The sequence below is a fragment of the Salinicola sp. DM10 genome (assembly GCF_017306975.2).
GTDB lineage: Bacteria > Pseudomonadota > Gammaproteobacteria > Pseudomonadales > Halomonadaceae > Salinicola.
On sequence record NZ_JAFLEN020000001.1, the window covers coordinates 280798 to 303645 of the forward strand.

Below are 22848 nucleotides of genomic sequence, written 5' to 3' on the forward strand. Positions count from 1 at the left end.
CGCTAGAGCGTTTCGAAATCGGCTGTTAGGTGCCCGCGGTCAGCGTCTCGACGATCCACTCGACCACCGCCGGGCCATCGGCGTTCATGCACACCTCGGCAGTGGCGTCGCGCGTCCAGCGTGCATCCACGAATTCTCGTGTCTGCGGGGCCAGGATCGTCTGCCCTTCGGCCAGCCCTTCGGTGACCACGCTGAGCGTACCGCGGGTGGTGGTGAACAGCTCCGGACGCAGCAGCCAGGCCAGGGCACAGCTATCGTGGGGGCAGCAGCCATCGATACCAAGCGCCTGCTGATAGAAAGCGCGATAGAAGGCGTAGCTCTCTCCCAGTACCCGCCCCAGTTTGCCTTGAGCCTCGACGATCCGCGCCATGCTGTCGGGGTCGAGCACGCAGCGATGGGTGGCGTCGAGCCCCACCAGGGTCAGCGGCCAGCGCGCCTCCAGTACCGCCTTGGCGGCGTGCGGATCGTTGAAGATATTGGCTTCGGCGACCGGCGTTACGTTGCCGCCCTCGCGGATCGAACCGCCCATCACCACCACCTGCTTGACCTTGTCCACCAGCGATGGGTCGAGCTGCAGCGCCGCGGCCAGGTTGCCCAGCGGCCCGACCGCCACCAGCACCACTTCGCCCGGGCGCGCGTTGACCTGTTCGACGATGAACTGGGGTGCGCTCTGGGCCAGCGCCTGGGTGCTGATGTCGGGCAGGGCGATGTTGCCCAGGCCGTTGTCGCCGTGGATATGCCCCGGCGGCGGGTTCTTGGGCTTGACCATGGGTGTGGCGGCGCCCTGGGCGACGGGGATCTTTTGCCCGCCCAGCTCGGCCAGCAGCAGGGCGTTGTGGGTCGCGACCTCGATGGTGACGTTGCCGAAGGTGGTCGTCATCCCCAGCAGCTCGATCTCCGGGTGGGCCAGGGCGATGGCGATGGCCTGGGCGTCGTCGACACCCGGGTCGGTGTCGAAAATGATAGGCGTGGTCATGCTCTCTCTCGATACGGATAACGATGGATTGGCCCCGGCGCTCGCTGCCGGGGCCTCGGGGTCAGGCGCGCTCGATACGTAACGGCGGCAGGCTTTCGAGCGCTGACTCGACCGCTGCGGCCAGCGGAATGCTCGGCGCCGCGCCGGCCTGCTGTACGCACAGGGCCGAGGCCGCGCTGGCCAGTCGCAGGGCCTGTTCGACGTCGTCGCCGCGCTGGCGTGCGGCCATGAAGTAGCCGATGAAGGTATCGCCGGCCGCGGTGGTGTCGACCGCCTCGACCTGGTGCGCCGAGGCGCGGATGCGCTCGCCGGCGAGCTGATGGCAGACGCCGTCGCGCCCCAGGGTGAGCACGATCTCCACCTCGGGCAGACGCTCGGCTAGGGCGTTGAGCAGCGTATCGACCTCGCTCTCTTCGTCGAGCTCGACCAGCGCTGCGGCCTCGCCACGGTTGAGAAACAGAATACGGCACAGCGACAGTGGCAGAGCAGCCACTTCCGGGCCCAGCGGCGCCGGATTGAAGGCGATCGCCAGACCGCGTTCACTGGCCAAGCGGATGATGCGTTCGGCGGCGTTGCACTCATTCTGCATCAGCAGCCAACTGTCGTCGTCGGCGGCGCCGATGAGCGCCTCGAGATGCTTGTCGCTGAAGCCGTGGTTGGCGCCGGGGTAGAGAATGATCGCATTCTCGGCGTCGTCGTCGACCTGAATCAGCGCGTGACCGCTGGCGTCGGCGGTCAGCTCCACATGGGCGGTGTCGACGCCCGCCTTGGTCAGCGGCTCCAGCGCCCAGCGATCGGCCTGTCCCAGGCGGCCCCAGTGGGCCACCTGGCCACCGGCGCGGGCCAGCGCCAGCGACTGGTTGGCGCCCTTGCCGCCGAGCACCTGACGAAAGCCGGTACTGGACAGCGTCTCGCCGGGGCGCACCAGGTGCGGTACGCGATAGACGTAGTCGATATTGATCGAGCCGTAGTTGTAGATCATGGCTAACTCACTGCTGGAGAATCTGGGTCAATGCCGCCAGGCGCGAAGATTGTCGGCGGTCAGGGTCACCACGCGCTGTCGTGCCTCGGGGCTGATCCAGGCATTGTGCGGGGTGACGATGAGATTGAGCGGCTCGTGCAAGGCGTCGAGCAGGGCATGGCCCTCCCGCGGCGGCTCGCTCGGCAGGCTATCCACCGCGAGTCCGCCGAGCCGGCCCTGACGCAGCGCCTCGAGCGCGGCGTGCTCGTCGATGATACCGCCGCGGGCGCAGTTGATCAGCAGCGCCTCGGGTTTCATCGCCGCCAATGCCTGGGCATCGATCAGGCCGCGGGTGGCCTCGGTCAGCGGGCAGTGCAGGCTGAGCACGTCCAGCTCGCCCAGCAGATCGGCGAGCGGCGGGCGCGCGTCACTGGCCTCGTTGCCGGGGCGCGCTGCGAAGGTCACGCGCATGCCGAAGGCTTCACCCAGCCGGGCCACCGCGGAGCCCAGCTCACCGCTGCCGACGATCACCAGGTGCTTGCCGGCGAGCTGCAGCGTGGGCTGATCGAGCAGGCAGAAAATCTCGCTGCGCTGCCAGGCACCGTCGCGCAGCGCGGACTGGTAGTGCGGCAGGCGCGCGGCCAGTGCCAGCATCAGCATCAGGGTGTGCTGGGCGACGCTGGCGGTACCATAGGCGGTGACGTTGCGCACGGCGATGCCACGCCGCTCGGCGGCCTGCGTGTCGATATTGTTGGTACCGGTGGCGAGCACGCAGATCAGAGCCAGATCGGGCAGGGCGTCGATCAGCTCGGCGTCGAGCACCACCTTGTTGACCAGTGCCACCTGGGCGCCGGCAAGGCGCTCGCGGCGCTGCTCGGGGGCGGTCAGCGCATGGACCTCCAGGTCGTCGACCAGCGCGCGCAGCGGGCTGAGATCGATATCGTCACCGAGTGACGCGGCGTCCAGCAGAACGGCTTTCATGCAGGCTTCCTCTCTCCAGCGTGCGGGCCCCGTACTCTCCGTCCGGGCCGGGGCCACAGTCGCCACGTCGCGGCGGGCGACAGCGATTTCCTGAGCCGGTAATATTGCCCGCGACCGGCCGCTGCGCGCTATACTATGCGGCTTTCGAACACGGCTTGGAAAGGGCGCGCGGCAGTGCGTATCGATTCCGGCTTGGAAAGCCCGTGCGTCGCCCCTATTTGCCTGGAAGATCGCCCGGCTGTCTGGATGCGTGTCGGAATGGCCTGGGCGAGCGCAAGGGGCGCAGCGGCTGCGCATCGCGATCATCGATGCCGTTATGCCGCTGCGACGTGGCGCGACTCGATCGCGCATCTTTGAGAGAGTGACACGACCATGCCCATCTACGAGTACGAGTGCAAAGCCTGCGGCCATCGTCTGGAGAAGCTCCAGAAGATCAGCGCCGCGCCGTTGACCGACTGCCCCGCCTGTACCGAGCCGACGCTGTCGCGCCTGGTATCGGCCGCCGGGTTCCGGCTCGCGGGTGGCGGCTGGTACGAAACCGATTTCAAGTCGGGCAGCAAGAAGAACCTCGCCGGTGACAGCGCCAGCAAGCCAGCGTCGAGCGAGAGCGGCAGCGCCAAGCCTGCCGGTGAGAGCAAGGCTTCGGCCTGAGCCATAGCATTCATAACACAGGATCCCTCATGCGCAGTCATTATTGCGGCCAGTTGAATGAGTCATTGATCGATCAAGAAGTCACGCTTTGCGGGTGGGTGCATCGCCGCCGCGATCACGGTGGGGTCATCTTCCTCGATATGCGCGATCGAGACGGTGTCGCTCAGGTGGTGGTGGATCCCGATACGGCGGAGGCCTTCGCCACCGCCGATCGCGCGCGCAGCGAATACGTGCTGCGGATTCGCGGGCGCATTCGCCTGCGTCCCGAAGGCACCCAGAATCCCAACATGCCCACCGGCCTGATCGAAGTGCTGGCCAAGGACGTGGAGGTACTCAATACCGCGGCCACGCCGCCGTTCCAGCTCGACGAGCACGGCAAGGTCGGCGAAGAGGTGCGTCTCAAGTATCGCTACGTCGATTTGCGCCGTCCGGAGATGATCGAGAAGCTGCGCCTGCGTTCACGGATCACCCACAGCGTGCGCGCCTATCTGGAGGGCGAGGGCTTTCTCGACATCGAGACCCCGATCCTGACCCGCGCCACCCCCGAAGGGGCGCGCGACTATCTGGTGCCCAGCCGTACCCACGAAGGCCACTTCTTCGCGCTGCCGCAGTCGCCACAGCTGTTCAAGCAGCTGCTGATGGTGTCGGGCTTCGATCGCTACTACCAGATCGCCAAGTGTTTCCGTGACGAGGACCTGCGCGCCGATCGCCAGCCCGAGTTCACCCAGATCGATATCGAAGCGTCGTTCATCGAAGAGCGCGACATCATGGGTATCACCGAGACCATGGTGCGCCAGCTGTTCCAGGACGTGCTCGACGTGACGCTACCCGAGTTTCCGCGCATGCCCTACAGCGAGGCGATGCAGCGCTACGGTTCCGACAAGCCGGACCTGCGTATTCCGCTGGAGCTGGTCGACGTCGACGACCTGATGCAATCGGTCGACTTCAAGGTCTTCTCCGGCCCGGCCAAGGCCGACGACGGCCGTGTCGCTGCGCTCAAGATCAGCGGCGGGGCCAAGCTCTCGCGCAAGGAGATCGACGACTACACCAAGTTCGTGGGTATCTACGGTGCCAAGGGCCTGGCCTGGATCAAGGTCAACGAGCGCGCCAAGGGGCTCGACGGGCTGCAGTCGCCGATCGTCAAGTTCATGGAAGGCGTGATCGAGGAGCTGCTCGACCGTGTGGGCGCGGAGGATGGCGATATCGTCTTCTTCGGCGCCGACAAGGCACGGGTGGTCAATGAGGCGCTGGGCGCGCTGCGCGTCAAGCTGGGCGAGGATCTCGATCTCTACACCGCCGACTGGGCGCCGCTGTGGGTGGTCGACTTCCCCATGTTCGAAGCCGACGACAACGGCCGCCTGGCCGCGCTGCACCACCCGTTCACCGCGCCTTCCTGCGCGCCGGAAGCGCTCAAGGCCTCGCCGGCTACGGCGCTGTCGCGGGCCTATGACATGGTGCTCAACGGCACCGAACTGGGTGGCGGCTCGATCCGTATCCACGACCAGGAGATGCAGCGCGTGGTCTTCGACGTGCTCGGCATCGGCAAGGAAGAGGCGGAAGAGAAATTCGGCTTCCTGCTCGACGCGCTTAAGTTCGGTGCGCCGCCCCACGGTGGCCTGGCCTTCGGCCTCGACCGCCTGGTAATGCTGATGACCGGTTCGCGTACCATTCGCGACGTCATTGCCTTCCCCAAGACCCAGAGCGCTGCGGACCTGATGACCGACGCCCCGGGCGAGGTGAGCAAGGAGCAGCTGCGCGATCTGCACATCCGTCTGCGTCCCAAGGCCAAGCCGGAGAGCGCCGGCGAATAATATCGCCCGGCGTTCGACGTGCCCCGAACCGGCGCCCCGCGAGGCGCCGGTTCTTTTATGCGTGGCGGCTAGGGGATACGCTGCCGGGTGATACGCCCAATCGCGCGGCATACCCCTCGAGTCGCCCCCGTAGGCGCCGAACGGAAAAGGTGAACCCAGCATGAAGCGCACGACGGAGCGAGCGATGATCATCCGCATGACGCACAGGGGCCAAAGCGCGATGGCGAGGCCAAGGCGATGATTCTGCTGGGTATCGACCCGGGCTCGCGTGTTACCGGCTACGGCTTAATCGACGTCGACGCGACGCGACCCCGCTACGTCGCCAGCGGCTGCATTCGTATCTCCGGTGACGATCTGGCGCAGAAGCTGGCCCAGGTCTATGCCGGCGTCGCCGAGCTGATCGGGCGCTACCGACCTCAGGAGTTCGCCATCGAGCGGGTGTTCATGGCCAAGAATCCTGACTCCGCGCTCAAGCTGGGCCAAGCCCGCGGCACCGCGATCGTCTGCGCCGCCAACCACGGCCTCCCGGTGCACGAATACGCCGCGCGTCAGATCAAGCAGGCGGTCACGGGCACCGGCGGCGCCGAAAAGGCCCAAGTCCAGCATATGGTGACGGCGCTACTCACGCTGGACGCGTTACCCCCCGAAGATGCTGCCGACGCGCTGGCCATCGCGCTCACCCACGCCTACGCGCGTCAGGGGCTGGTAGCGACCAGCAGCCGCCGGCGCAGCAGCGGCAGCGCTGGCCGCAACCGCTGGCGCGACTTCAGGCCGGAGTGAGAGAAGGGGAAGAATCCAATGTGCCAGTCCCATTCACGAGTGACAGGCACGCGGCTATGAGCGGCCGAAGCGCTCTAGCTGCATCTCGCGCAAACGGCTGAGCGTGCGGCGAAAGGCAAATTCGAGGTAGCCCTGGGTGTACAGCTCATCCAACGCCACCTCGGCCTCGATGCACAACGGCACGCGGCGGTCATAGCACTCGTCGACCAGGGCGATGAAGCGGCGCACCGCATCGTCGTTCTGGGCCAGTGCCGGCAGTTGCCGATCGCCGGCATCGACCCGCTCGGCAGCATCCTCGGTGCCACGGGCAATGCGCCCCGCGCGTGGCTCGCCCCCCAGGCGCGGCACCTCGCCCAGCAGGATGGCCGGAAAGCGCCCGCACAGTTCGATGAAATCCGGCGCGGCCAGCGCCTGTTCGCATAGATCACTGAAGCGGCACCACAGCGCTGCCGGGCTGTGGCCCAGATTGGCGATATGCCGATGGCTCAGTTCGACCGGCTCATGGCTGACCACCTGGCCCGCGCTCAGGCGGGCGAACAGCTCAAACAGCGCCTGGGGCTGCTGCACCCAGTAACGCTGCACCTCAGCGCCGGGGTGCAGGCGATGATCCTGCTCACCGTCCACGGCCACCACCTGCATGTGCGCCTCCAATGCGGCAATGGCTGGCAGGAAACGCTCGCGGTTGAAACCGTCGGCATAAAGCTGATTCGGTGGCTGATTGGAGGTGGCCATCAGCACCACGCGCTGCTGTACCACCAGGCTGAGCAAGCGGCCCAGCAACATGGCATCGCCGATATCGCTGACGAACAGTTCATCGAAGCACAGCACGCGCACCTCGCGTCCCAGCTCCTCGGCCAGCAGGCGCAGTGGGTCGGCATTACCGGTGAGCTGGAACTGACGCCGATGCACCCACTGCATGAAGTGATGGAAATGCTGGCGCCGCGCCGGCACACGCAGAGCGTTGTAGAAGGCGTCCATCAGCCAGGTCTTGCCGCTTCCCACCGGGCCCCAGAGATACACGCCGGGCGGGCATTCGCCACGATGCGTGGCCTCGAAGCACCGTTGCAGCGCTGCCACTGCCCGGCGCTGGGCAGCATCGGCGACGAAGCCTGCGGTCAAGGCTTGTTCATAAGCAGCCCGCGGGGATCCCGGTGATGTCTCTGGCGCGTTCAACGCAGCACCCGCCGGCTTTCGTCGAACTGCGTCGGCCAGTCGCGCCGGGTGAATACCTGGCCGGTTTCACGCACCCGGCGCACCTCGGCCAGATCCAGCTCGGCGATCAGCCAGCGGCTGTGCGTAAGGCTCAGCGCTTCGCTCTCGGCGATCACCCCGTTGGCCGGCATGCCGTAGTCCGACGGCACGTAGAGCGCGGCGCGGCCGATATTCTCGTCCAGCGCCGGTGACCAGGGCGCCAGGCCGACCGTGGGTGACTGCAGCACGGCAATCTGGTTCTCCAGCGCGCGCGCCTGGGCGCCGATCCGCACACGATAGAAGCCCGCCTCGGTGTCCGTACAACTGGGCGCCAGGATCAAGTCCACCCCGGCCTCGGCTAGGGTGCGCGCCAGCAGCGGAAACTCGTTGTCGTAGCAGATCAGGATGCCCAGCTTGCCCAATGCCGTGTCGAACACCTTGAGCCCGCTGCCGGCGGCGATCTGCCATTGCTCCAGCTCGAAGCGGGTCATCATCAGCTTGTCCTGGCTGCCCAGGCAGCCGTCCGGGCCGAAAAGCCAGGCGCGATTGCGGTAGAGGCCGTCGTCATCCCGCACGGCTACCGAACCGGGTTGCAGATAGATCTGCAGCCGCCGCGCCAGGCTCTCGCACAGTTCCAGCCAGCGCGGCAGCAGCACCTGGATGCCGGCGATGGAGCCGTGCAGGTCGCTGCGCTGGGCCTCTGGCAACTGGCCCGTGAGCACCATGCCGGCGTATTCCGGTAGCAGCAGCAGCTCGGCACCCTGGTCGGCGGCGGCCTCGCACAGCTCGGTCAGGTGTTCGGCATAGGCTTCCCAGCTCGTCAGCAGATCGATGTGATATTGGCAGGCGGCAACCTTGATCATGAGGTGAGTTCCTTGAGCCAGAACGACATGGGCTTGGCCGACTCCTCGGCTTCGTCCAGATCGCGCCAATGATACTGGGTGTGCAGTTCGGGATGATGACGATAGCCGCGGCGTGCCCAGAAGGCGTCCAGCGGCTGGTAGTCGGCTGGCCGGCGCGGGTGGTCGGCCGGGCGCTGCACGGCGCAGAAGGCGCACCAATCGAAGCGACCCAGCCGCCGCGCATGCGCCTCGCGCTCGGCGAAGAAGCGCACGCCCAGACCACGCCCGCGCCAGGCCGGCAACACCACCGACTCGGCGCAGTAGAAGATGCGCGCAGGATCCCAGCCCGCCGAGAGGAACGGCTGCTGGAATTCCAGGGTTTCATCGGCCAACGGCAGTGCCGTGGACGCACCGACCACGCGGCCCGCGTCCCGCACCAGCACGCACAGGCTGTCCGCGCTGCGCACGTAGGTGTCGAGATACTCGGCCTCATAGTCGAGGCTGCCGTCGTAGAGGTAGGGAAATTCGCGGAAGACCGTGATCCGCAAATGCGCCAGGTCTTCGACATGGGGTGCAATCTGCGGCCCCCGGAGCAGTTCGATATCCATCTGGAGTCGTTCGCCAGCAGCAGGGTGACGCCGGCGGCTATGCCGGCTGGAAGGCGCGAACTTATCATGCGAGCCAACCCATCACTAAGGAAGCGCTGAATAAATCGACGAGCGAGATGAAGCGCAAGGCGCATGGAACACAGAACACGAGACATAACATGGGGTTAGGCGAGTGTTCGAGTACCACGCAACGCAGCGATTCGATCGCGCAGGCATTTATGCAGTGGTTCCCTAACCACGCTACGCAAGGAACCTAGCCATGACCGCCACCGAACTGGTTCAGGCCTACTACGCCGCCTTCAACGCCGGCGACATGCCCGCCTTTCTCGACCTGCTGGACGAGGATGTGGTGCACGACATCAATCAGGGCGAGCGCCAGATCGGCAAGGCTACCTTCGCCGCCTTCATGGGCAAGATGAACCGCTGCTACCGCGAGCGCCTGGCCGATATCGTGGTGATGCAGAACGCCGCCGGCGACCGCGCCGCTGCCGAATTCGTGGTGCACGGTGAGTACCTGGCCGACGACGAAGGCCTGCCGCCGGCCAACGGCCAGACCTACGTCCTGCCGGCCGGCGCCTTCTTCGAGATCAAAGGCGGCAAGGTCGCGCGCATCAGTAACTACTACAACCTCAATGAGTGGGTGGCACAGGTGGGCTGAATATCGCCAGGCAGGGGGCCATGTAGCAGCTAGTCAGCCGATTCGGCGATGCGTATAGTGGACGCCGTCACGGAAAGGACGTTGAATGGAATGATTGGACGCCTGCACGGCACCCTGCTGGAAAAGCTCCCTCCCTGGATCGTGGTCGACGTCAACGGCGTCGGTTATGAACTCGAAACCTCGATGACGACACTGGTCGCGCTACCCGCCGTGGGCGAGGAGGTCCGCCTCTATACTCACCTGAGCGTGCGCGATGATGCGCATCTGCTCTACGGTTTCGGGCGTGACGAGGAGCGCCAGCTGTTTCGCGCGCTGATCAAGGTCAACGGCGTGGGGCCGAAACTCGCCCTGGCGATCCTTTCCGGCATGGATCGCGACGCCTTCGTCGGCTGCGTCATGGAAGGCGACAGCAAGGCGTTGACCAAACTACCGGGCGTGGGCAAGAAGACCGCCGACCGCTTGATCGTCGAGATGCGCGATCGCTTTCCCCACTGGCAGGAAGAGCAGGGGTCGCTGCTGGAGATGCCGCGCCAGCCCGTGGTCAAGCCGCGGGACCCGTTCGCCGATGCCGAGGCGGCGCTGGTATCGCTGGGCTACAAGCCGACCGAGGCGTCGCGCATGCTGTCCGGGCTCGACGAGGGCCTGCCTACCGAGGCCCTGATCAAGGCGGCGCTGGCGCGCCAGATGGCCGGGTAAGCCGACATGATCGAACCCGATCGTCTTATCGAAGCCTCGCCGCGACAGGGTGAGCAGCAGGCCGATCACGCCATTCGCCCGCGCCGGCTGGGTGACTACATCGGTCAGCCGCGGGTGCGCGAGCAGATGGATATCTTCATCTCGGCGGCGCGCAATCGCGGTGACTCGCTCGATCACACCCTGGTCTTCGGCCCCCCGGGGCTGGGCAAGACCACGCTGGCCAATATCATCGCCACCGAAATGGAGGTCGATATCAAGTCGACCTCGGGCCCGGTGCTGGAGCGGGCCGGCGATCTCGCCGCCATGCTCACCAATCTGCAGCCGGGCGATGTCCTCTTCATCGACGAGATTCATCGGCTGTCGGCGGCGGTCGAGGAAGTGCTCTATCCGGCGATGGAGGATTTCCAGCTCGACATCATGATCGGCGATGGCCCCGCGGCGCGGTCGATCAAGCTCGATCTGCCGCCGTTCACGCTGGTCGGTGCCACCACCCGTGCAGGGCTCTTGACCTCGCCGCTGCGCGATCGCTTCGGCATTGTCCAGCGTCTGGAGTTCTACGCCATCGACGAGCTGAGCGAGATCGTCGCGCGTTCGGCGCGGCTGCTCGGGGTGCCCGCCGACGCCGCCGGGGCGCGTGAGATCGCGCGCCGCGCCCGCGGCACGCCGCGTATCGCCAACCGCCTGCTGCGGCGCGTGCGCGACTTCGCCGAGGTGAAGGGCGACGGTACCCTGAGCGCGCTGATCGCCGATCAGGCGCTGAACATGCTCAACGTCGATAGCCACGGGCTCGATCACATGGATCGCCGTCTGCTGCTGGCGATGATCGAGAAGTTCGACGGCGGGCCGGTAGGGGTCGACAGTCTGGCGGCGGCGATCAGCGAGGAGCGCGACACCATCGAGGACGTGATCGAGCCCTATCTGATCCAGCAGGGGTTCATGATGCGCACCACGCGGGGGCGGGTGGTGACCCGTTCGGCGTACACCCACTTTGGCCTGGCGCCGCACGATCAGGCACCCGAAGGGGGCGAGAGCGGGTGAGCGAATTTCTCCTGCCGCTCAAGGTGTATATCGAAGACACCGACGCCGGCGGCATCGTGTACTACGTTAACTATCTGAAATTCATGGAGCGTGCCCGCAGCGAGTGGCTGAATGCCCGGGGCTTTGCCCAGCGCGAGCTGCTAGAACAGGGCGTACAGCTGGTGGTGCATAACCTCAGCTGTCGCTACGCACGCCCGGCGCGGCTCGACGATCGGCTGGAAGTGAGTGCCGTCGTCGAGCAGCTCGCCGCCTGCTCGGTGCGATTCACCCAGGCGGTGCGGTATCGCGGGGATACATTATGCGAGGCGGTGGTCGATATAGCATGCGTCGACACGCAGAGCCTGAAACCCAGGCGGTGGCCACAGGCGCTTCGCGCGGTGCTGACGCCAGACATTCATAGCCAGTGATTCGAGGATTCACGTGAACGACTCCATGTCCATCCCCCATCTGATCATGAACGCCAGCCTGGTCGTCCAGGTGGTCATGCTGCTGCTGCTGGCCGCTTCGGTCGCCTCCTGGGTGGTGATCTTCCAGCGCAGCTTTGCGCTGGCGCGGGCCAAGAAGGCGCAGCGCGAGTTCGACGAGCGCTTCTGGTCCGGCATCGATCTCAACGAGCTCTATCAGGACGTGCCGGAGAACCATGAAGCCCAGGGTGCCGAGCATGTCTTCCGCGCCGGCTTTCGCGAGTTCAATCGGCTGATGCCCAAGACCCGCAGCAGCGAGGCGGTGCTCGATGGCGTTCAGCGCTCGCAGCGCGTGGCACTGTCACGCGAAGAGGATCGTCTCAACGCCAACCTGACGCTACTGGCCACGGTGGCCTCGGCAAGCCCCTACATCGGCCTGTTCGGTACCGTATGGGGCATCATGGGGTCGTTCCAGAGCCTCTCCATGGCCCAGCAAGCCACGCTCTCCACGGTCGCGCCGTGGATCGCCGAGGCGCTGGTGGCGACCGCCATGGGCCTGTTCGCGGCCATCCCCGCGGTGATCTTCTACAACCGTCTCTCTTCCATCGCCAGCCGTCTGCTCGGCGAGTACGAAGATTTCGCCGAAGAGTTCCACTCGATCCTGCACCGCAATCTGCAGGGTCGCGGCAGCAGTCAGTCGGCCTGAGCCGGAGGTGAGTCATGGGTGGACCCTATAGCCGACACCACCGGCGCAAGCCGATGGGCGAAATCAACGTCGTCCCCTTCATCGACGTCATGCTGGTGCTGCTGGTGATCTTCATGATCACCGCGCCCATGCTGACTCAGGGCGTCAAGGTCGACCTGCCGCAGGTCACCTCGGAGCCCATCGATACCCAGGAGCAGGAGCCGATCATCGTCTCGGTCGACAATAAAGGCGAGTACTACATCTCGCTGGGTGACAAGGACAAGCCGGTGACCCTGCAGACCGTGGGTGATCAGGTGGTGGCGATTCTCGAGCGCAAGCCCAACACGCCGGTCATGGTCCGGGGCGACAAGAACGCCTCCTACGGTCAGGTGGTGACGTTGATGAGCACGTTGCAGATGGCCGGCGTGGCGAACGTCGGGTTGATTTCCGAACCGCCCTCGGGTGACAACAAGGGGTAAGGAGTCAGCATGGCGAAGCGAACGCGCCGTGTCGGCTACGGCTTGCCCGTCGTCCTGGCGATCGGGGTGCACATTGTGGCCCTGCTGTTGACGATGTTGCGACTGCCGGAGAGCGAGCCGATCCCTAGCTCCTCTTCGGTGGTGCAGGCGACGCTGGTCAGTGATGTGACCGCGACCGACAAGGCTCAATATGCCAAGGAGGCCAAAGCGCGTGCGGCCAAGCGCCAGGCCGAGGAGGCCGCGCAGCAGGCTGCCGAGCAGCAGGCGCAGGAAGCCGCCCGTGAGCAGGCCGAACAGCAGGCGGCACAGGCGCAAGCCGAACAGCAGGCAGCGGCCGATGCTGCTCGTGCCGAGGCTCAGCGGCGTCAACAGGCGGCCGAACAGGCAGCCGCGGAGCGCGCCGAAGCGGCACGTCAGCAAAAGGCGGCAGAAGCCGAGCAGCAGCGGCAGGTGCAGATCCAGAAGCAGAAGGCCGAAGCGGCCAAGAAGCAGGCCGAAGCCGAGAAGCAGCGCCAGGCCGAAGAGGCCAAGAAGAAAGCCGAGGCCGAGAAGCAGCGCCAGGCGGAAGAAGCTAAGAAGCAGGCCGAGGCCGAGAAGCAGCGCGAGGCAGAAGAGGCCAAGAAACAAGCCGAGGCCGAGAAAAAACGCGAGGCAGAAGAGGCCAAGAAGAAAGCCGAGGCGGAGAAGAAGCGTCAGGCCGAGGAAGCCAAGAAAAAGGCCGAGGCCGAGAAGAAACGTCAGGCGGAAGAGGCCAAGAAGAAGGCCGCAGCGGAGGCCAAGAAAAAGGCCGAGGCCGCAGCCAAGGCGGCGAGCCAGAACGCGCTCAATGACTCGATTGCCAACGAAGAGGAGCGTATTGCCAATGCGCAGCAGTCGAATCAGGCCTCCAACAGCTTCATCAATCTGGTCAAGCGTGCGGTCGAGGATCAGTGGCACTTGCCGCCCAACGCCGATGGTTCGCTGGTGACGCAGGTCCGAGTGCGGCTGGGGCCGTCAGGGGAGCTGCTCGCGGCGACCGTGACCCGCAGCAGTGGCAACCCCAGTTTCGACCGCTCGGCGACGCAGGCGGTAGAGGCGGCGGCACCGTTCCGTGAGCTGCAGCAGCTGGATGCCGGACTGCAGCGACGGTTCCGCGATTTCAATCTTAAGTTCACACCCGGGGATATACAGTGATGAAACAACGGATGTCTCAAAGCTTGCGACGACTGGCGGCTGCCTGGCTGGCATCGCTCGTCGCGCTGTGCCTGGCGGCGAACGCCCAGGCCCAGAATCTCACCATCGAGATCACCCGCGGCAGCGACCAGGCGATTCCGATCGCCATCGTGCCGTTCGAGTCCCAGGCGGCGGGCGGTCTGCCTCAGGATGTGGCGCAGATCGTCAGCGATGACCTCGAGCACAGCGGTCAGTTCGAGCCGCTCAGCCGCAGTGCGCTGATCTCGCTGCCGAGCAGCAGCAAGGACGTGTTCTACGATGACTGGAAGCGGGTCAACGCGCGCTATCTGGTGGTCGGCAAGATCGAGCCCCAGGGCAGCGACTATCGCATCCAGTACGAACTGATGGATATCGCCGGCGGCAAGCGCATGCTCGGCGAAACGGTGACCTCCAGTGCCAGCGACCTGCGCGCCAGCGCCCACTACATCAGCGACCAGATCTTCGAAGCGATCACCGGTATTCGCGGTGCCTTCTCGACCCGTATCGCCTACGTGGCAGCCTCGGGCAGCGGTGACAACGCGCGCTATGCGCTCTACGTCGCCGATGCCGATGGTTACAATGCCCAGCAGGTGCTTTCATCCGACGACCCGATCCTGTCGCCGGCCTGGTCGCCTGACGGCAGCAAACTCGCCTACGTCTCCTTCGAGTCCGGCAACTCCGCCATTTACGTGCAGAACGTGGCCACCGGTGAGCGCCTGCGCCTGACCTCTTTCCCGGGTATCAACGGTGCGCCGGCGTGGTCGCCGGACGGGCGCAAGATGGCGATGTCGCTGTCCAAGGATGGCCAGCCGGAGATCTACGTGATGGATCTGGCCTCGCGTCAGCTCACCCGCTTGACCAACAACCGCGCCATCGAGACCGAGCCCGACTGGTCGCCGGACGGGCGCTCGCTGATCTTCACGTCCGATCGTAGCGGCGCGCCCCAGCTCTATCGCATGCCGGCCAGCGGCGGCGAGGCTCAGCGCGTCACGTTCACCGGCAGCTACAACTCCGATGGGCGCTTCTCGCCGGACGGCAAGGCGCTGTTCATGATCACTCGCGACGAAAACGGTTTTCATGTCGCAAAACAGGACCTGGACACCAGCCGTGTAACAGTCTTGACTGATACACGTTGGGATGAATCACCTAGTGTCGCACCGAACGGCACCATGGTAATCTTCGCGACGCAACAAGGGTCGCAAGGGGTGTTGGGGGCAGTCTCTTCCGATGGACGCGCGTCCTTCCGGCTGCCCTCACAACAAGGTGACGTGCGGGAACCCGCATGGTCACCATATTTGAACTAAACGACGAAAGTCGACTGTGTCATTCGACATCCGAGCAAGGAGATGACAATGCAATTCAAGACTTACGCCAAGACGCTAGCGGTCGCGCTGTCACTGGCAGTGGTTGCGGGCTGTTCCAGCAGCGGCGGCACCCAGGAAGGGAACATGGATGGCACCTCCGGCAACATGTCCGGCCAGGGCATGACCTCCGGTCAAGGCGCAAACGGTTCGCAGATGAACGCCAACCAGCAGCGTCCCAGCGTCGACACGATCTACTTCGCGTTCGACAGCGACGAAATCCGCCCGGAGTTCGAATCCGTTCTGCGCGGCCACGCTCAGTACCTGATGGCCAACCCGAGCGTCAACGTGACGCTGGAAGGCTATGCCGACGAGCGCGGCACGCGTGAATACAACCTGGGCCTCGGCGAGCGTCGTGCGCAGTCGGTCGAGCAGTACCTGACCGTCCAGGGCGTGTCCCCGTCGCAGATCTCCATCGTCAGCTACGGTGAAGAGCGTCCTGCCGTTCAGGGCCACACCGAAGAAGCCTACGCGAAGAACCGTCGCGTCGTGTTCGACTACAAGTAATAGTCGACGGAGATCAGCATGAAACACGGTCTGAAAAGACTGTGCGGCGCGGGAGCCTTGGTGCTCCCGCTGTCCGTATGGGCTCAGCAGCCGGTCGTGGATGACCTCACCGGTCAGTCGTCCGGCGGTTTCTACAGTCAGACGCAGGCGCGCGAAAGCGGCGGCGGCACCCTGACGATCCTCAACGAATTACAGGACAACCGCCAGCAGATCCAGCAGCTGCGCGGGCAGGTCGAGGAACTGCGCTATCAGCTCGATCAGCTGAAGCAGCAGACTCAGCAGCAGTATCTCGATCTCGATGACCGTCTCTCGGGTAGCGGGAGCGGCAATGGTGGTGACATGTCGGGCAGTAGCGTCGACACCGGCGCGGCGAGTCAGGTCACCGAAAACAGTGGGGCGGCAGGCAGCAGCGCCGGAGCAGCCAGCGCCACGACCGCTGACAGCGGTGCCGGCGCACCGGCAGCAGGTGGCAGTGGCGATGGGCGTGATGCCTACCAGGCCGCCTTCCAGCAGGTACAGGCGCGCCAGTTCGACGCTGCCATCAGCTCGTTCAAACGCTTCATCGCCGATTATCCGCAGTCGAGCCTGATCCCCAATGCTCACTATTGGCTCGGCGAACTCTACTCGGCGCAGTCGCAGCTCGACGCTGCTGCCACGGCCTTCAACACCGTCATCGACGACTACCCGCAGAGCAGCAAGGTACCCGATGCGCTCTACAAGCTGGGTCTGTTGAAAGCGCGTCAGGGCGACACCGCGGGCAGCCGTGAACTGCTCAAGCGCGTGCAGAGCGACTATCCCAAGAGTAGCGCCGCGCAGATGGCAGGGGATTTTCTCAACCAGCTGGGCAACTGACGTAGATTCACGCCGGCCAGAGGCGCGAGGCGGCCGGGCCGATGGTCGGCGACTCGGTGACTTGCCGCCCTACGCGCCTCGGTGTCAGCGAGTGCGATCGCTTATCACCAGAACCAAGAGGAGATGAACCATGCCTTGTCATAGCGACTATCAGGCGCCCGCGGATCTGCTCGCGGGTAAGGTGATTCTGGTGACCGGGGCGAGCGCCGGCATCGGGCGGGCAGCGGCCATGGCCTATGCCAGGCACGGTGCCACCGTGGTGCTGCTCGGGCGTAGCCTGAGCCGATTGGAAACGGTGTATGACGCCATCGAAGCGGCCAAGGCGCCGCAGCCGGCGATCTTCCCGCTCAATCTCGAGAGCGCCACGGCGCAGGACTTCGGGGTCGTCGCGGCCAAGCTCGAGCAGGCCTTCGGGCGGCTCGACGGTCTGTTGCACAATGCCAGCCTGCTGGGGGAGCGCAAGTCGGTCGCCGACTCCGATCTCGAGGTCTGGGCACAGGTGATGCAGGTCAACTTCACCGCCAGCCTCGGTTTGACCCAGGCCCTGTTGCCGCTGCTCGAGGCGTCCACTGACGCCTCGGTGGTGTTCACCTCGTCCAGCGTGGGACGGCGCGGGCGTGCCGAGTGGGGCGCCTACTCGACGTCCAAGTTCGCTACCGAGGGCCTGATGCAGATTCTCGCCGACGAGTATCGTGACTCGGCGCTACGCTTCAACTCGATCAATCCCGGCGGTACGCGCACCGCCATGCGCCGTGCGGCCTATCCCCAGGAAGACCCGCAGCGCGTACCCACGCCGGAATCGATCATGCCCACCTATCTCTGGTTGATGGGCTGTGAGAGTCGCGGCACCACCGGCGAAGCTTTCGACGCCCAGCCGCCGCGGCAGTGAGCCGCGGCGGTGGACAGAGGTGGTGTCACGCCGATGACGCAGCCTGACCGTTCCCTCGCTGGCCAATCATGCTAGCCATTCACTCTCGCTCTCACTCTCATTCTCATTCTGGCCACAGCCGCACCAGCACCTTGCCCGAGGTCTGGGCATCCTTGGCGATCTTGAACGCCTCGACCGCGTCATCGGCGGCGAGTTCATGCGTGATCACCTGATCGAAGCGCGCGTCCCGGTCGAGCAGCTCGATCGCTTCGTCGACCTCGTCGTTGAAGCGGAAGCAGCCCCGTAGCTGAATCTCCTTGGAGATCAGCGTCGCCAGCTCCAGCGGCTGGGGGCCGGCACCCATCATGCCGATCTGGGCGATCACCCCGGCACGCCGCACGGCGCGGATGGCGACATCGATCGACGCGGGCACGCCTGAGCACTCCAGCGCCACATCGAATGCCTCTGCCGCCGGCTCCGCCTCGCCGATGCGTACGGTGGCGTGTACGCCGAGTGCCCGCGCCCGGGCCAGCGGCCCCTCGAAGACGTCAGTCGCGGTGACCTCGCTCGCGCCCTTGGCCAGCGCCGCGGCGGCCACCAGCAGGCCGATCGGCCCTGAACCGCAGACCAGCACGCGCTTGCCCTCGACGCCGCCGGCGATACGAATCCCGTGTAGTGCCACCGCCAGCGGCTCGGTCAGTGCCGCGCGCTTGAGCGGCAGCGTCGCCGGCAGGGGGCGGATCATGCTGCGCTTGACCACCAGATATTCGCTCATGCCGCCCTGGGTGTGCGGCGTGGTCGAGGCCGACCCGAGATAACCGCCGCGTGGCCACAGATGCGGATGCTGCTCCAGCCCCGGCTGGCATTCACCGAAGGTGGCTGGATGGAAAGTCACCGGGGTGCCCGCAGCCAGCGCTCCGCTGGGGTCGAGATCCACCGTGCCAGAGAGTTCATGCCCCGGAATCAGCGGCTCACGCACCACGAAAGCACCGTTGGCGCCCTCGTGGTAGTAGTGCAGATCGGAGCCGCAGATACCGCCCCAGGCAATGCGCACGCGCACCTCGTCGTCGCCCGGTTCCGGGGTGTCCCAGGCCTCTGCTCGCAGATCCTGCTTGCCATGTATCACCAGCGCTTTCATGCCCTTGTCGCTCCTGTATGACGCCGCCGGCCCCGGTGCGATGCCAGGCACCCGGCGTTAATGAATGAATCAGGCTTTCGACAGCCAGATCGTCGGCGGTCGGCTCGTAGGCCTTCGAGACTCAGACCACGGAGGTCATGCCGCCGTCGACGAAGATGTTCTGGCCCGAGACGAAGGCCGAGGCGTCCGAGCAGAGATAGACCAGGGTACCCACCAGCTCTTCGACGTTACCCCAGCGCTGGGCCGGCGTGCGCGTTTCCACCCAGCTGTTGAAGGCCTCGTCCTGCCACAGCGCGGTGTTCATGTCGGTCTTGAAGTAGCCCGGCGAGATGCAGTTGACCTGGATATCGAAGCGCGCCAGATCGGCGGCCATGCCCTTGGTCAGCATCACCACGCCGCCCTTGGAGGCGGCATAGGGGGCGATGGTCTGGCGTGCCAGCTGCGACTGCACCGAACCGATATTGACGATCTTGCCCGACCCGCGCTGCGACATGCGCCCGACCAGCGCACGCGAGACATAGAAGGCGCTGGAGAGGTTGGTGGCGAGCACCGCATCCCAGTCGGCGGGATCGAACTCGGTGAACGGGGCGCGCCGCTGGAGCCCGGCGTTGTTGACCAGGATATCCGGCGTGCCCAGGCTCGCCGTCAGCCCATCCAGCGCCTCGCGCACGGCGGCGCTGTCAGTGACATCGAAGGTCACGCTGTCGACGTCGGCACCGGTCTCGGCGCGGATCGCCTCGGCGGCGCGGGCCACCGCCTCGGCCTGGCGCCCGTGCACGATCACACGCGCTCCCTGGCGTGCCAGCCCCAGGGCCAGGGTGAATCCCAGCCCCCGTGACGAACCGGTCACCAGGGCCAGGCGGCCGCTGATATCGAAAAGCTTCATGCAGTGTCTCCCGATGCGGTGTTTAGCGATAGGTACAGACATCGTGTGATCCGCCATCAGACCCGGATTGCGCCCCCGGTTTCAAGCACCGGGAGGCGGGCTGCCTGAGACGAGATACTCGAACCAGACCGCGACCAAAGGCGGGGTTACGTCGATAGCCTAGCATTGTACAGTCCGCTGAACGACGTTCAGCTCATTGGACAATGGTCGCGCTCGCGACAGCCAGAATGGCGGCCCGAGAGAGGTCTGAGAGAGGCCCGAGAGCCGCGCGCCGAAGACCCTAAAGCCAAGACCGTAAAGCCAAGACCGCGAACCTACACGACACGAGGAGCGAGCCATGCAGCAGACACCAGCGCCGGCGGCGGGGGGCCACGCAAATCCATCGGCGAGCCACAAGCTGAGAGTGGCGGTGGCCACGCCGTTGAGCGAAACGCTGTGCGCCATGATCGAAGCCCGCGAGCCGCGTCTCGAGCTGATCCGTGATCAGGCGCTGTTGCCGCCCATGCGTCATCCCGCGGATTTCGCCGGCGACCCCAGCTTCCAGCGCAGCGCCGAGGCCCAGGCGCGCTTCGAGACGCTGCTCGCCGATGCCGAGGTGCTCTACGGCATTCCCGATCTCGACCCGGCGGCACTGGCACGTGTGGTCGTGGCCAACCCGCGCCTGCGCTGGGTCCATCTGATGGCCGCGGGAGGCGGTGGCCAGGTCAAGGCGGCGCGACTCTCCCGCGAGCAGCTCGACCGGGTCGCTTTCACTACCTCGGCCGGGGTGCACGGCGGGCCGCTGGCCGAGTACGCGCTGTTCGGCGTGCTCGCCGGCGCCAAGCAGCTGCCACGGGTACAGGCTCAGCAGCGCGCACACCACTGGAGCGGGCGCTGGGCGATGGGGCAGGTCAGCGAACAGACCGTGCTGCTGCTGGGGCTCGGCGGGATCGGCCGCGAGGTAGCGCGCAAACTCTCGCTGCTGGGCGCGCGGGTGATCGGCGTCTCGCGCCATGGCCGGGCGGTCGAGCACGTCGACGAGATCGTGGCCCCGGAGGATCTGCACGCGGCAGCGGCACGCGCCGACGCCGTGGTCTGCTCGCTGCCGGGCACCGCCGCCACCGAAGGGCTGGTGGATGCGGATTTCCTCGCCGCGCTGCCTCCGGGTGCCACCTTCGTCAACGTCGGCCGCGGCACGGTGGTCGACGAGCCGGCGCTGATCGAGGCCCTGCGCGCCGAGCATCTGGGTCTGGCAGTGCTGGATGTCACCGCCAGCGAGCCGCTGGCCGCCGATTCGCCGCTATGGGATCTGCCCAATGTGCTACTGACCCCGCATACCGCTGCGCTCAACGCTGCCGAGGATCGCCTGATTGCCGAGCTGTTCGTCGACAACGCGCGGCGCTATCTCGACGGCCAGCCGCTGCGCAACCGCGTCGATACGGTGGAGTTCTACTGATGGCGGGGGAGGCCGAGCGCAGCCCGGCGGTGACCCGGGCGATCCGCGTGCTGGCGCTGCTGGAGCAGGCGGGTGACACCGCGCTGGGGGTCAGCGAGATGGCGCGGCAACTGTCGGTGGCGCGTTCGTCGCTGTTCAACATCTGTCTGGCGCTGGAGGCCGAGGGGCTGATCGCGCGCAGCGCCGGGGGCTACCGCCTGGGACGGCGCCTGGTCGAGCTTGGCGGGGCCTATCTGCGCGGCGTCGACCCGGTCCAGGCGTTCTATCAGGCGTGCAACGAGACCCCGCTGCTGCACGACGAGATCTGCCAGCTGGCGGTGCTCGACGGCACCGAGGTGCTCTATCTCGCCGCCCACGCCGGGCGTATGCCGCTGCGCATGACCGCGAGCATCGGCAGCCGTTTTCCGGCCTCGATCACCGCGGTGGGCAACGCGCTGCTGGCGCGCCTCGACGATGCCGAGATTCGGCGGCGTTTCGCCGACCCGGCGACTCGCCCGGGCTGGACCGAGCGCTCGGTCACCGAGCTCGAGGCGCTGGTGGCCAAGATCGCCCGGGTGCGCGAACGCGGCTACGGCCGTGACCTGGGCGAGGTCTTTCCCGGGGTGCGCGGGCTGGCGCTGGTGGTGGCGCCGCAATACAGCGGCGAGCAGGCCTATGCCCTTGGCACCTCACTGATGGAAGAGCGCTGTGACGATGCGCTGGAGGCGGACGCCGTGGCGGCGCTGGATGCCATGGCGCGGCGTATCGCCAACCCCATGAACCTGGCCGCCGACCCCCACGATAGCGCCATGCGCGGTGCCCGCGACGCCGCGCGCTGAACATCCACTGATCGAGGAGTGAACGAGATGTCGTCTGCCATCGATGACGCCTCTGTCGAGAGGCCGAATGACACTGAGGCGGCCAGTTTCGAGCGCGTCTTCGCCCGCCCCGGCAAGCGCCGGGTCGGCATGCTCGGCCTGGGCAACATGGGCATGCCCATGGCGCGCAATCTGCTGGCCGCCGGGGTGGCGGCGCAGGTGAGCGTGTATGGGCGCTCGCCCGACAAGCTGGCGCCGCTGATCACTGCCGGCGCCCAACTGGCAGAGACACCGCGGGCGCTGGCCACTGCCAGCGACGTGCTGATCACGGTGCTGCCCGATCTCGACCCGCTGCGCGAGCTGCTGTGGGGCGAGCAGGGCATCGTCGCCGGTGCCGGCGAGGCGCTGCTGATCGTGATCTGCTCCACCTCGTCGCCCCAGGGCGTGCGCGATCTGGCCGCCGAACTCGAGTCGGCGAGCGCGGGGCGTGTTCGCCTGCTCGACGCGCCGCTCTCCGGGGGTACCGACGGCGCCGACGCCGGGCGGTTGTCGATCATGGTCGGCGGCGAGGTGGCGCTCTTCGAAGCGGCGCGGCCGCTGCTGGCGAGCCTGGGCACGCCTTTGCATCTGGGCCCTCTGGGGGCGGGCGAGGTGGCCAAGGCGTGCAACCAGATGGTGGTGGCTTCGACCATGGTGGCCCTGTCGGAGGCGACGGTGATCGCCGAGCGCGCCGGGCTCGATGTCGCCTCGCTGCTTGAGTGTCTGGGCGGCGGCTATGCCGGCGGGCGCCTGCTGGAAGCGCGTAAGCAGCGCCTGATCGACAAGGTTTACACCCCCACGGGAGTGGCCCGCTACATGATCAAGGATCTTGCCTTCGCGCGTGACGAGGCGGAGCGCGGCGGGGTAGTGACGCCACAGCTGGCGACGCTCTCGCGGCTGTTCGACGATCTCGGCGAGCGTGGCCTGGGGGATCAGGATCTGTGCGTCACCCAGCGCTACATCGATGAACTGGATCGCCTGCCCTGAACGCGAGCGCCGCGCCCGGGCGCGGC

The 22848-nt window shown here is 66.3% G+C and carries 25 protein-coding genes; 17 read left to right on the plus strand and 8 right to left on the minus strand.

Annotated elements, in window-relative coordinates; all coding sequences use genetic code 11:
- Positions 1-25 precede the first annotated feature (25 nt).
- The 3 genes from J0A90_RS01190 to J0A90_RS01200 form a co-directional block, all read right to left on the minus strand.
- On the minus strand, positions 26-976 hold the full coding sequence (locus tag J0A90_RS01190; protein ID WP_207035482.1) for a nucleoside hydrolase: 951 nt from the start codon (positions 974-976) through the stop codon (positions 26-28).
- Positions 977-1037: 61 nt separating this feature from the next.
- The gene (locus tag J0A90_RS01195; RefSeq protein WP_207035484.1) at positions 1038-1958 is read right to left on the minus strand and encodes a ribokinase; all 921 of its coding nucleotides are present in this window, start codon (positions 1956-1958) and stop codon (positions 1038-1040) included.
- A 27-nt stretch (positions 1959-1985) separates the two neighbouring features.
- The gene (locus J0A90_RS01200) at positions 1986-2918 is read right to left on the minus strand and encodes a D-2-hydroxyacid dehydrogenase (RefSeq protein ID WP_207035486.1); all 933 of its coding nucleotides are present in this window, start codon (positions 2916-2918) and stop codon (positions 1986-1988) included.
- Between the two features lie 372 nt (positions 2919-3290).
- On the opposite strand from J0A90_RS01200, the gene J0A90_RS01205 reads away from it, so the two are divergent.
- The 3 genes from J0A90_RS01205 (at position 3291) to ruvC (ending at position 6160) form a co-directional block, all read left to right on the plus strand.
- Positions 3291-3569, plus strand: a complete 279-nt coding sequence (locus J0A90_RS01205; protein ID WP_035470871.1) for an FmdB family zinc ribbon protein — start codon at positions 3291-3293, stop codon at positions 3567-3569.
- A 29-nt stretch (positions 3570-3598) separates the two neighbouring features.
- Positions 3599-5380, plus strand: a complete 1782-nt coding sequence (gene aspS, locus J0A90_RS01210; protein WP_207035488.1) for an aspartate--tRNA ligase — start codon at positions 3599-3601, stop codon at positions 5378-5380.
- A gap of 237 nt (positions 5381-5617) precedes the next feature.
- The gene (gene ruvC / locus J0A90_RS01215; RefSeq protein WP_207035489.1) at positions 5618-6160 is read left to right on the plus strand and encodes a crossover junction endodeoxyribonuclease RuvC; all 543 of its coding nucleotides are present in this window, start codon (positions 5618-5620) and stop codon (positions 6158-6160) included.
- Positions 6161-6214: 54 nt separating this feature from the next.
- Here ruvC and zapE read toward each other — a convergent pair whose 3' ends face one another.
- The 3 genes from zapE to J0A90_RS01230 are packed head-to-tail and all read right to left on the minus strand — an operon-like array spanning position 6215 to position 8801.
- Positions 6215-7279, minus strand: coding sequence for a cell division protein ZapE (zapE, locus tag J0A90_RS01220; RefSeq protein ID WP_233076402.1), 1065 nt, complete (start codon positions 7277-7279; stop codon positions 6215-6217).
- 50 nt (positions 7280-7329) lie between these two features.
- Positions 7330-8214 carry a carbon-nitrogen hydrolase family protein gene (locus tag J0A90_RS01225; RefSeq protein WP_207035493.1) on the minus strand — a complete coding sequence of 295 codons (885 nt, stop codon included), beginning with the start codon at positions 8212-8214 and terminating at the stop codon, positions 7330-7332.
- Positions 8211-8801, minus strand: a complete 591-nt coding sequence (locus J0A90_RS01230) for a GNAT family N-acetyltransferase (protein ID WP_207035495.1) — start codon at positions 8799-8801, stop codon at positions 8211-8213. Before J0A90_RS01230 ends, J0A90_RS01225 begins: the two co-directional genes overlap by 4 nt.
- A gap of 259 nt (positions 8802-9060) precedes the next feature.
- Here J0A90_RS01230 and J0A90_RS01235 point away from each other — a divergent pair, with 259 nt between their 5' ends.
- From J0A90_RS01235 to J0A90_RS01285, 11 genes are all read left to right on the plus strand, one after another.
- The gene (locus tag J0A90_RS01235) at positions 9061-9459 is read left to right on the plus strand and encodes a nuclear transport factor 2 family protein (RefSeq protein WP_207035497.1); all 399 of its coding nucleotides are present in this window, start codon (positions 9061-9063) and stop codon (positions 9457-9459) included.
- A 90-nt stretch (positions 9460-9549) separates the two neighbouring features.
- Positions 9550-10155: a Holliday junction branch migration protein RuvA gene (gene ruvA / locus J0A90_RS01240; protein ID WP_207036112.1), complete on the plus strand. Its 606-nt coding sequence runs from the start codon at positions 9550-9552 to the stop codon at positions 10153-10155.
- 6 nt (positions 10156-10161) lie between these two features.
- Complete coding sequence (gene ruvB, locus J0A90_RS01245; protein ID WP_207035499.1) at positions 10162-11193, plus strand: Holliday junction branch migration DNA helicase RuvB; 1032 nt, start codon at positions 10162-10164, stop codon at positions 11191-11193.
- The gene (gene ybgC, locus J0A90_RS01250; RefSeq protein WP_207035501.1) at positions 11190-11600 is read left to right on the plus strand and encodes a tol-pal system-associated acyl-CoA thioesterase; all 411 of its coding nucleotides are present in this window, start codon (positions 11190-11192) and stop codon (positions 11598-11600) included. Before ruvB ends, ybgC begins: the two co-directional genes overlap by 4 nt.
- Positions 11601-11625: 25 nt before the next feature.
- Positions 11626-12303 (plus strand): protein TolQ, encoded by a 678-nt coding sequence (gene tolQ, locus J0A90_RS01255; protein WP_207035503.1) that lies wholly within the window; start codon positions 11626-11628, stop codon positions 12301-12303.
- A 14-nt stretch (positions 12304-12317) separates the two neighbouring features.
- The gene (gene tolR, locus J0A90_RS01260) at positions 12318-12761 is read left to right on the plus strand and encodes a protein TolR (protein WP_035473426.1); all 444 of its coding nucleotides are present in this window, start codon (positions 12318-12320) and stop codon (positions 12759-12761) included.
- Between the two features lie 9 nt (positions 12762-12770).
- Positions 12771-13934 carry a cell envelope integrity protein TolA gene (tolA, locus tag J0A90_RS01265; protein WP_207035505.1) on the plus strand — a complete coding sequence of 388 codons (1164 nt, stop codon included), beginning with the start codon at positions 12771-12773 and terminating at the stop codon, positions 13932-13934.
- A gap of 11 nt (positions 13935-13945) precedes the next feature.
- On the plus strand, positions 13946-15256 hold the full coding sequence (tolB, locus tag J0A90_RS01270) for a Tol-Pal system beta propeller repeat protein TolB (RefSeq protein WP_207035508.1): 1311 nt from the start codon (positions 13946-13948) through the stop codon (positions 15254-15256).
- Positions 15257-15304: 48 nt separating this feature from the next.
- The gene (gene pal / locus J0A90_RS01275) at positions 15305-15820 is read left to right on the plus strand and encodes a peptidoglycan-associated lipoprotein Pal (RefSeq protein WP_106420215.1); all 516 of its coding nucleotides are present in this window, start codon (positions 15305-15307) and stop codon (positions 15818-15820) included.
- A gap of 18 nt (positions 15821-15838) precedes the next feature.
- Positions 15839-16672: a tol-pal system protein YbgF gene (gene ybgF, locus J0A90_RS01280; protein ID WP_207035510.1), complete on the plus strand. Its 834-nt coding sequence runs from the start codon at positions 15839-15841 to the stop codon at positions 16670-16672.
- Between the two features lie 130 nt (positions 16673-16802).
- Positions 16803-17561 (plus strand): YciK family oxidoreductase, encoded by a 759-nt coding sequence (locus tag J0A90_RS01285; protein WP_207035512.1) that lies wholly within the window; start codon positions 16803-16805, stop codon positions 17559-17561.
- A 103-nt stretch (positions 17562-17664) separates the two neighbouring features.
- On the opposite strand, the gene J0A90_RS01290 is transcribed toward J0A90_RS01285, so the two are convergent.
- Together J0A90_RS01290 and J0A90_RS01295 are read right to left on the minus strand one after the other, a co-directional pair.
- Entirely contained in the window at positions 17665-18678 is a 1014-nt protein-coding gene (locus J0A90_RS01290; protein ID WP_207035513.1) for an L-idonate 5-dehydrogenase, read from the minus strand.
- A gap of 121 nt (positions 18679-18799) precedes the next feature.
- A complete protein-coding gene (locus J0A90_RS01295) occupies positions 18800-19564 on the minus strand; it encodes a glucose 1-dehydrogenase (protein ID WP_207035515.1) in 765 nt (254 codons plus the stop codon).
- 337 nt (positions 19565-19901) lie between these two features.
- Here J0A90_RS01295 and J0A90_RS01300 point away from each other — a divergent pair, with 337 nt between their 5' ends.
- The 3 genes from J0A90_RS01300 to J0A90_RS01310 are packed head-to-tail and all read left to right on the plus strand — an operon-like array spanning position 19902 to position 22822.
- Entirely contained in the window at positions 19902-20999 is a 1098-nt protein-coding gene (locus J0A90_RS01300) for a D-2-hydroxyacid dehydrogenase (protein WP_207035517.1), read from the plus strand.
- On the plus strand, positions 20999-21817 hold the full coding sequence (locus J0A90_RS01305; RefSeq protein ID WP_207035519.1) for an IclR family transcriptional regulator: 819 nt from the start codon (positions 20999-21001) through the stop codon (positions 21815-21817). Before J0A90_RS01300 ends, J0A90_RS01305 begins: the two co-directional genes overlap by 1 nt.
- 27 nt (positions 21818-21844) lie before the next feature.
- The gene (locus tag J0A90_RS01310; protein WP_207035521.1) at positions 21845-22822 is read left to right on the plus strand and encodes an NAD(P)-dependent oxidoreductase; all 978 of its coding nucleotides are present in this window, start codon (positions 21845-21847) and stop codon (positions 22820-22822) included.
- The last annotated feature ends 26 nt before the right edge of the window (positions 22823-22848 follow it).

Coding starts and splice junctions, on each gene's coding strand:
- J0A90_RS01190 (WP_207035482.1), bottom strand. CDS start 976: ATGACCACGCCTATCATTTTCGACACCGACCCGGGTGTCGACGACGCC.
- J0A90_RS01195 (WP_207035484.1), bottom strand. CDS start 1,958: ATGATCTACAACTACGGCTCGATCAATATCGACTACGTCTATCGCGTA.
- J0A90_RS01200 (WP_207035486.1), bottom strand. CDS start 2,918: ATGAAAGCCGTTCTGCTGGACGCCGCGTCACTCGGTGACGATATCGAT.
- J0A90_RS01205 (WP_035470871.1), top strand. CDS start 3,291: ATGCCCATCTACGAGTACGAGTGCAAAGCCTGCGGCCATCGTCTGGAG.
- aspS (WP_207035488.1), top strand. CDS start 3,599: ATGCGCAGTCATTATTGCGGCCAGTTGAATGAGTCATTGATCGATCAA.
- ruvC (WP_207035489.1), top strand. CDS start 5,618: ATGATTCTGCTGGGTATCGACCCGGGCTCGCGTGTTACCGGCTACGGC.
- J0A90_RS01225 (WP_207035493.1), bottom strand. CDS start 8,214: ATGATCAAGGTTGCCGCCTGCCAATATCACATCGATCTGCTGACGAGC.
- J0A90_RS01230 (WP_207035495.1), bottom strand. CDS start 8,801: ATGGATATCGAACTGCTCCGGGGGCCGCAGATTGCACCCCATGTCGAA.
- J0A90_RS01235 (WP_207035497.1), top strand. CDS start 9,061: ATGACCGCCACCGAACTGGTTCAGGCCTACTACGCCGCCTTCAACGCC.
- ruvA (WP_207036112.1), top strand. CDS start 9,550: ATGATTGGACGCCTGCACGGCACCCTGCTGGAAAAGCTCCCTCCCTGG.
- ruvB (WP_207035499.1), top strand. CDS start 10,162: ATGATCGAACCCGATCGTCTTATCGAAGCCTCGCCGCGACAGGGTGAG.
- tolQ (WP_207035503.1), top strand. CDS start 11,626: ATGTCCATCCCCCATCTGATCATGAACGCCAGCCTGGTCGTCCAGGTG.
- tolR (WP_035473426.1), top strand. CDS start 12,318: ATGGGTGGACCCTATAGCCGACACCACCGGCGCAAGCCGATGGGCGAA.
- tolA (WP_207035505.1), top strand. CDS start 12,771: ATGGCGAAGCGAACGCGCCGTGTCGGCTACGGCTTGCCCGTCGTCCTG.
- tolB (WP_207035508.1), top strand. CDS start 13,946: ATGTCTCAAAGCTTGCGACGACTGGCGGCTGCCTGGCTGGCATCGCTC.
- pal (WP_106420215.1), top strand. CDS start 15,305: ATGCAATTCAAGACTTACGCCAAGACGCTAGCGGTCGCGCTGTCACTG.
- ybgF (WP_207035510.1), top strand. CDS start 15,839: ATGAAACACGGTCTGAAAAGACTGTGCGGCGCGGGAGCCTTGGTGCTC.
- J0A90_RS01285 (WP_207035512.1), top strand. CDS start 16,803: ATGCCTTGTCATAGCGACTATCAGGCGCCCGCGGATCTGCTCGCGGGT.
- J0A90_RS01290 (WP_207035513.1), bottom strand. CDS start 18,678: ATGAAAGCGCTGGTGATACATGGCAAGCAGGATCTGCGAGCAGAGGCC.
- J0A90_RS01295 (WP_207035515.1), bottom strand. CDS start 19,564: ATGAAGCTTTTCGATATCAGCGGCCGCCTGGCCCTGGTGACCGGTTCG.
- J0A90_RS01300 (WP_207035517.1), top strand. CDS start 19,902: ATGCAGCAGACACCAGCGCCGGCGGCGGGGGGCCACGCAAATCCATCG.
- J0A90_RS01305 (WP_207035519.1), top strand. CDS start 20,999: ATGGCGGGGGAGGCCGAGCGCAGCCCGGCGGTGACCCGGGCGATCCGC.
- J0A90_RS01310 (WP_207035521.1), top strand. CDS start 21,845: ATGTCGTCTGCCATCGATGACGCCTCTGTCGAGAGGCCGAATGACACT.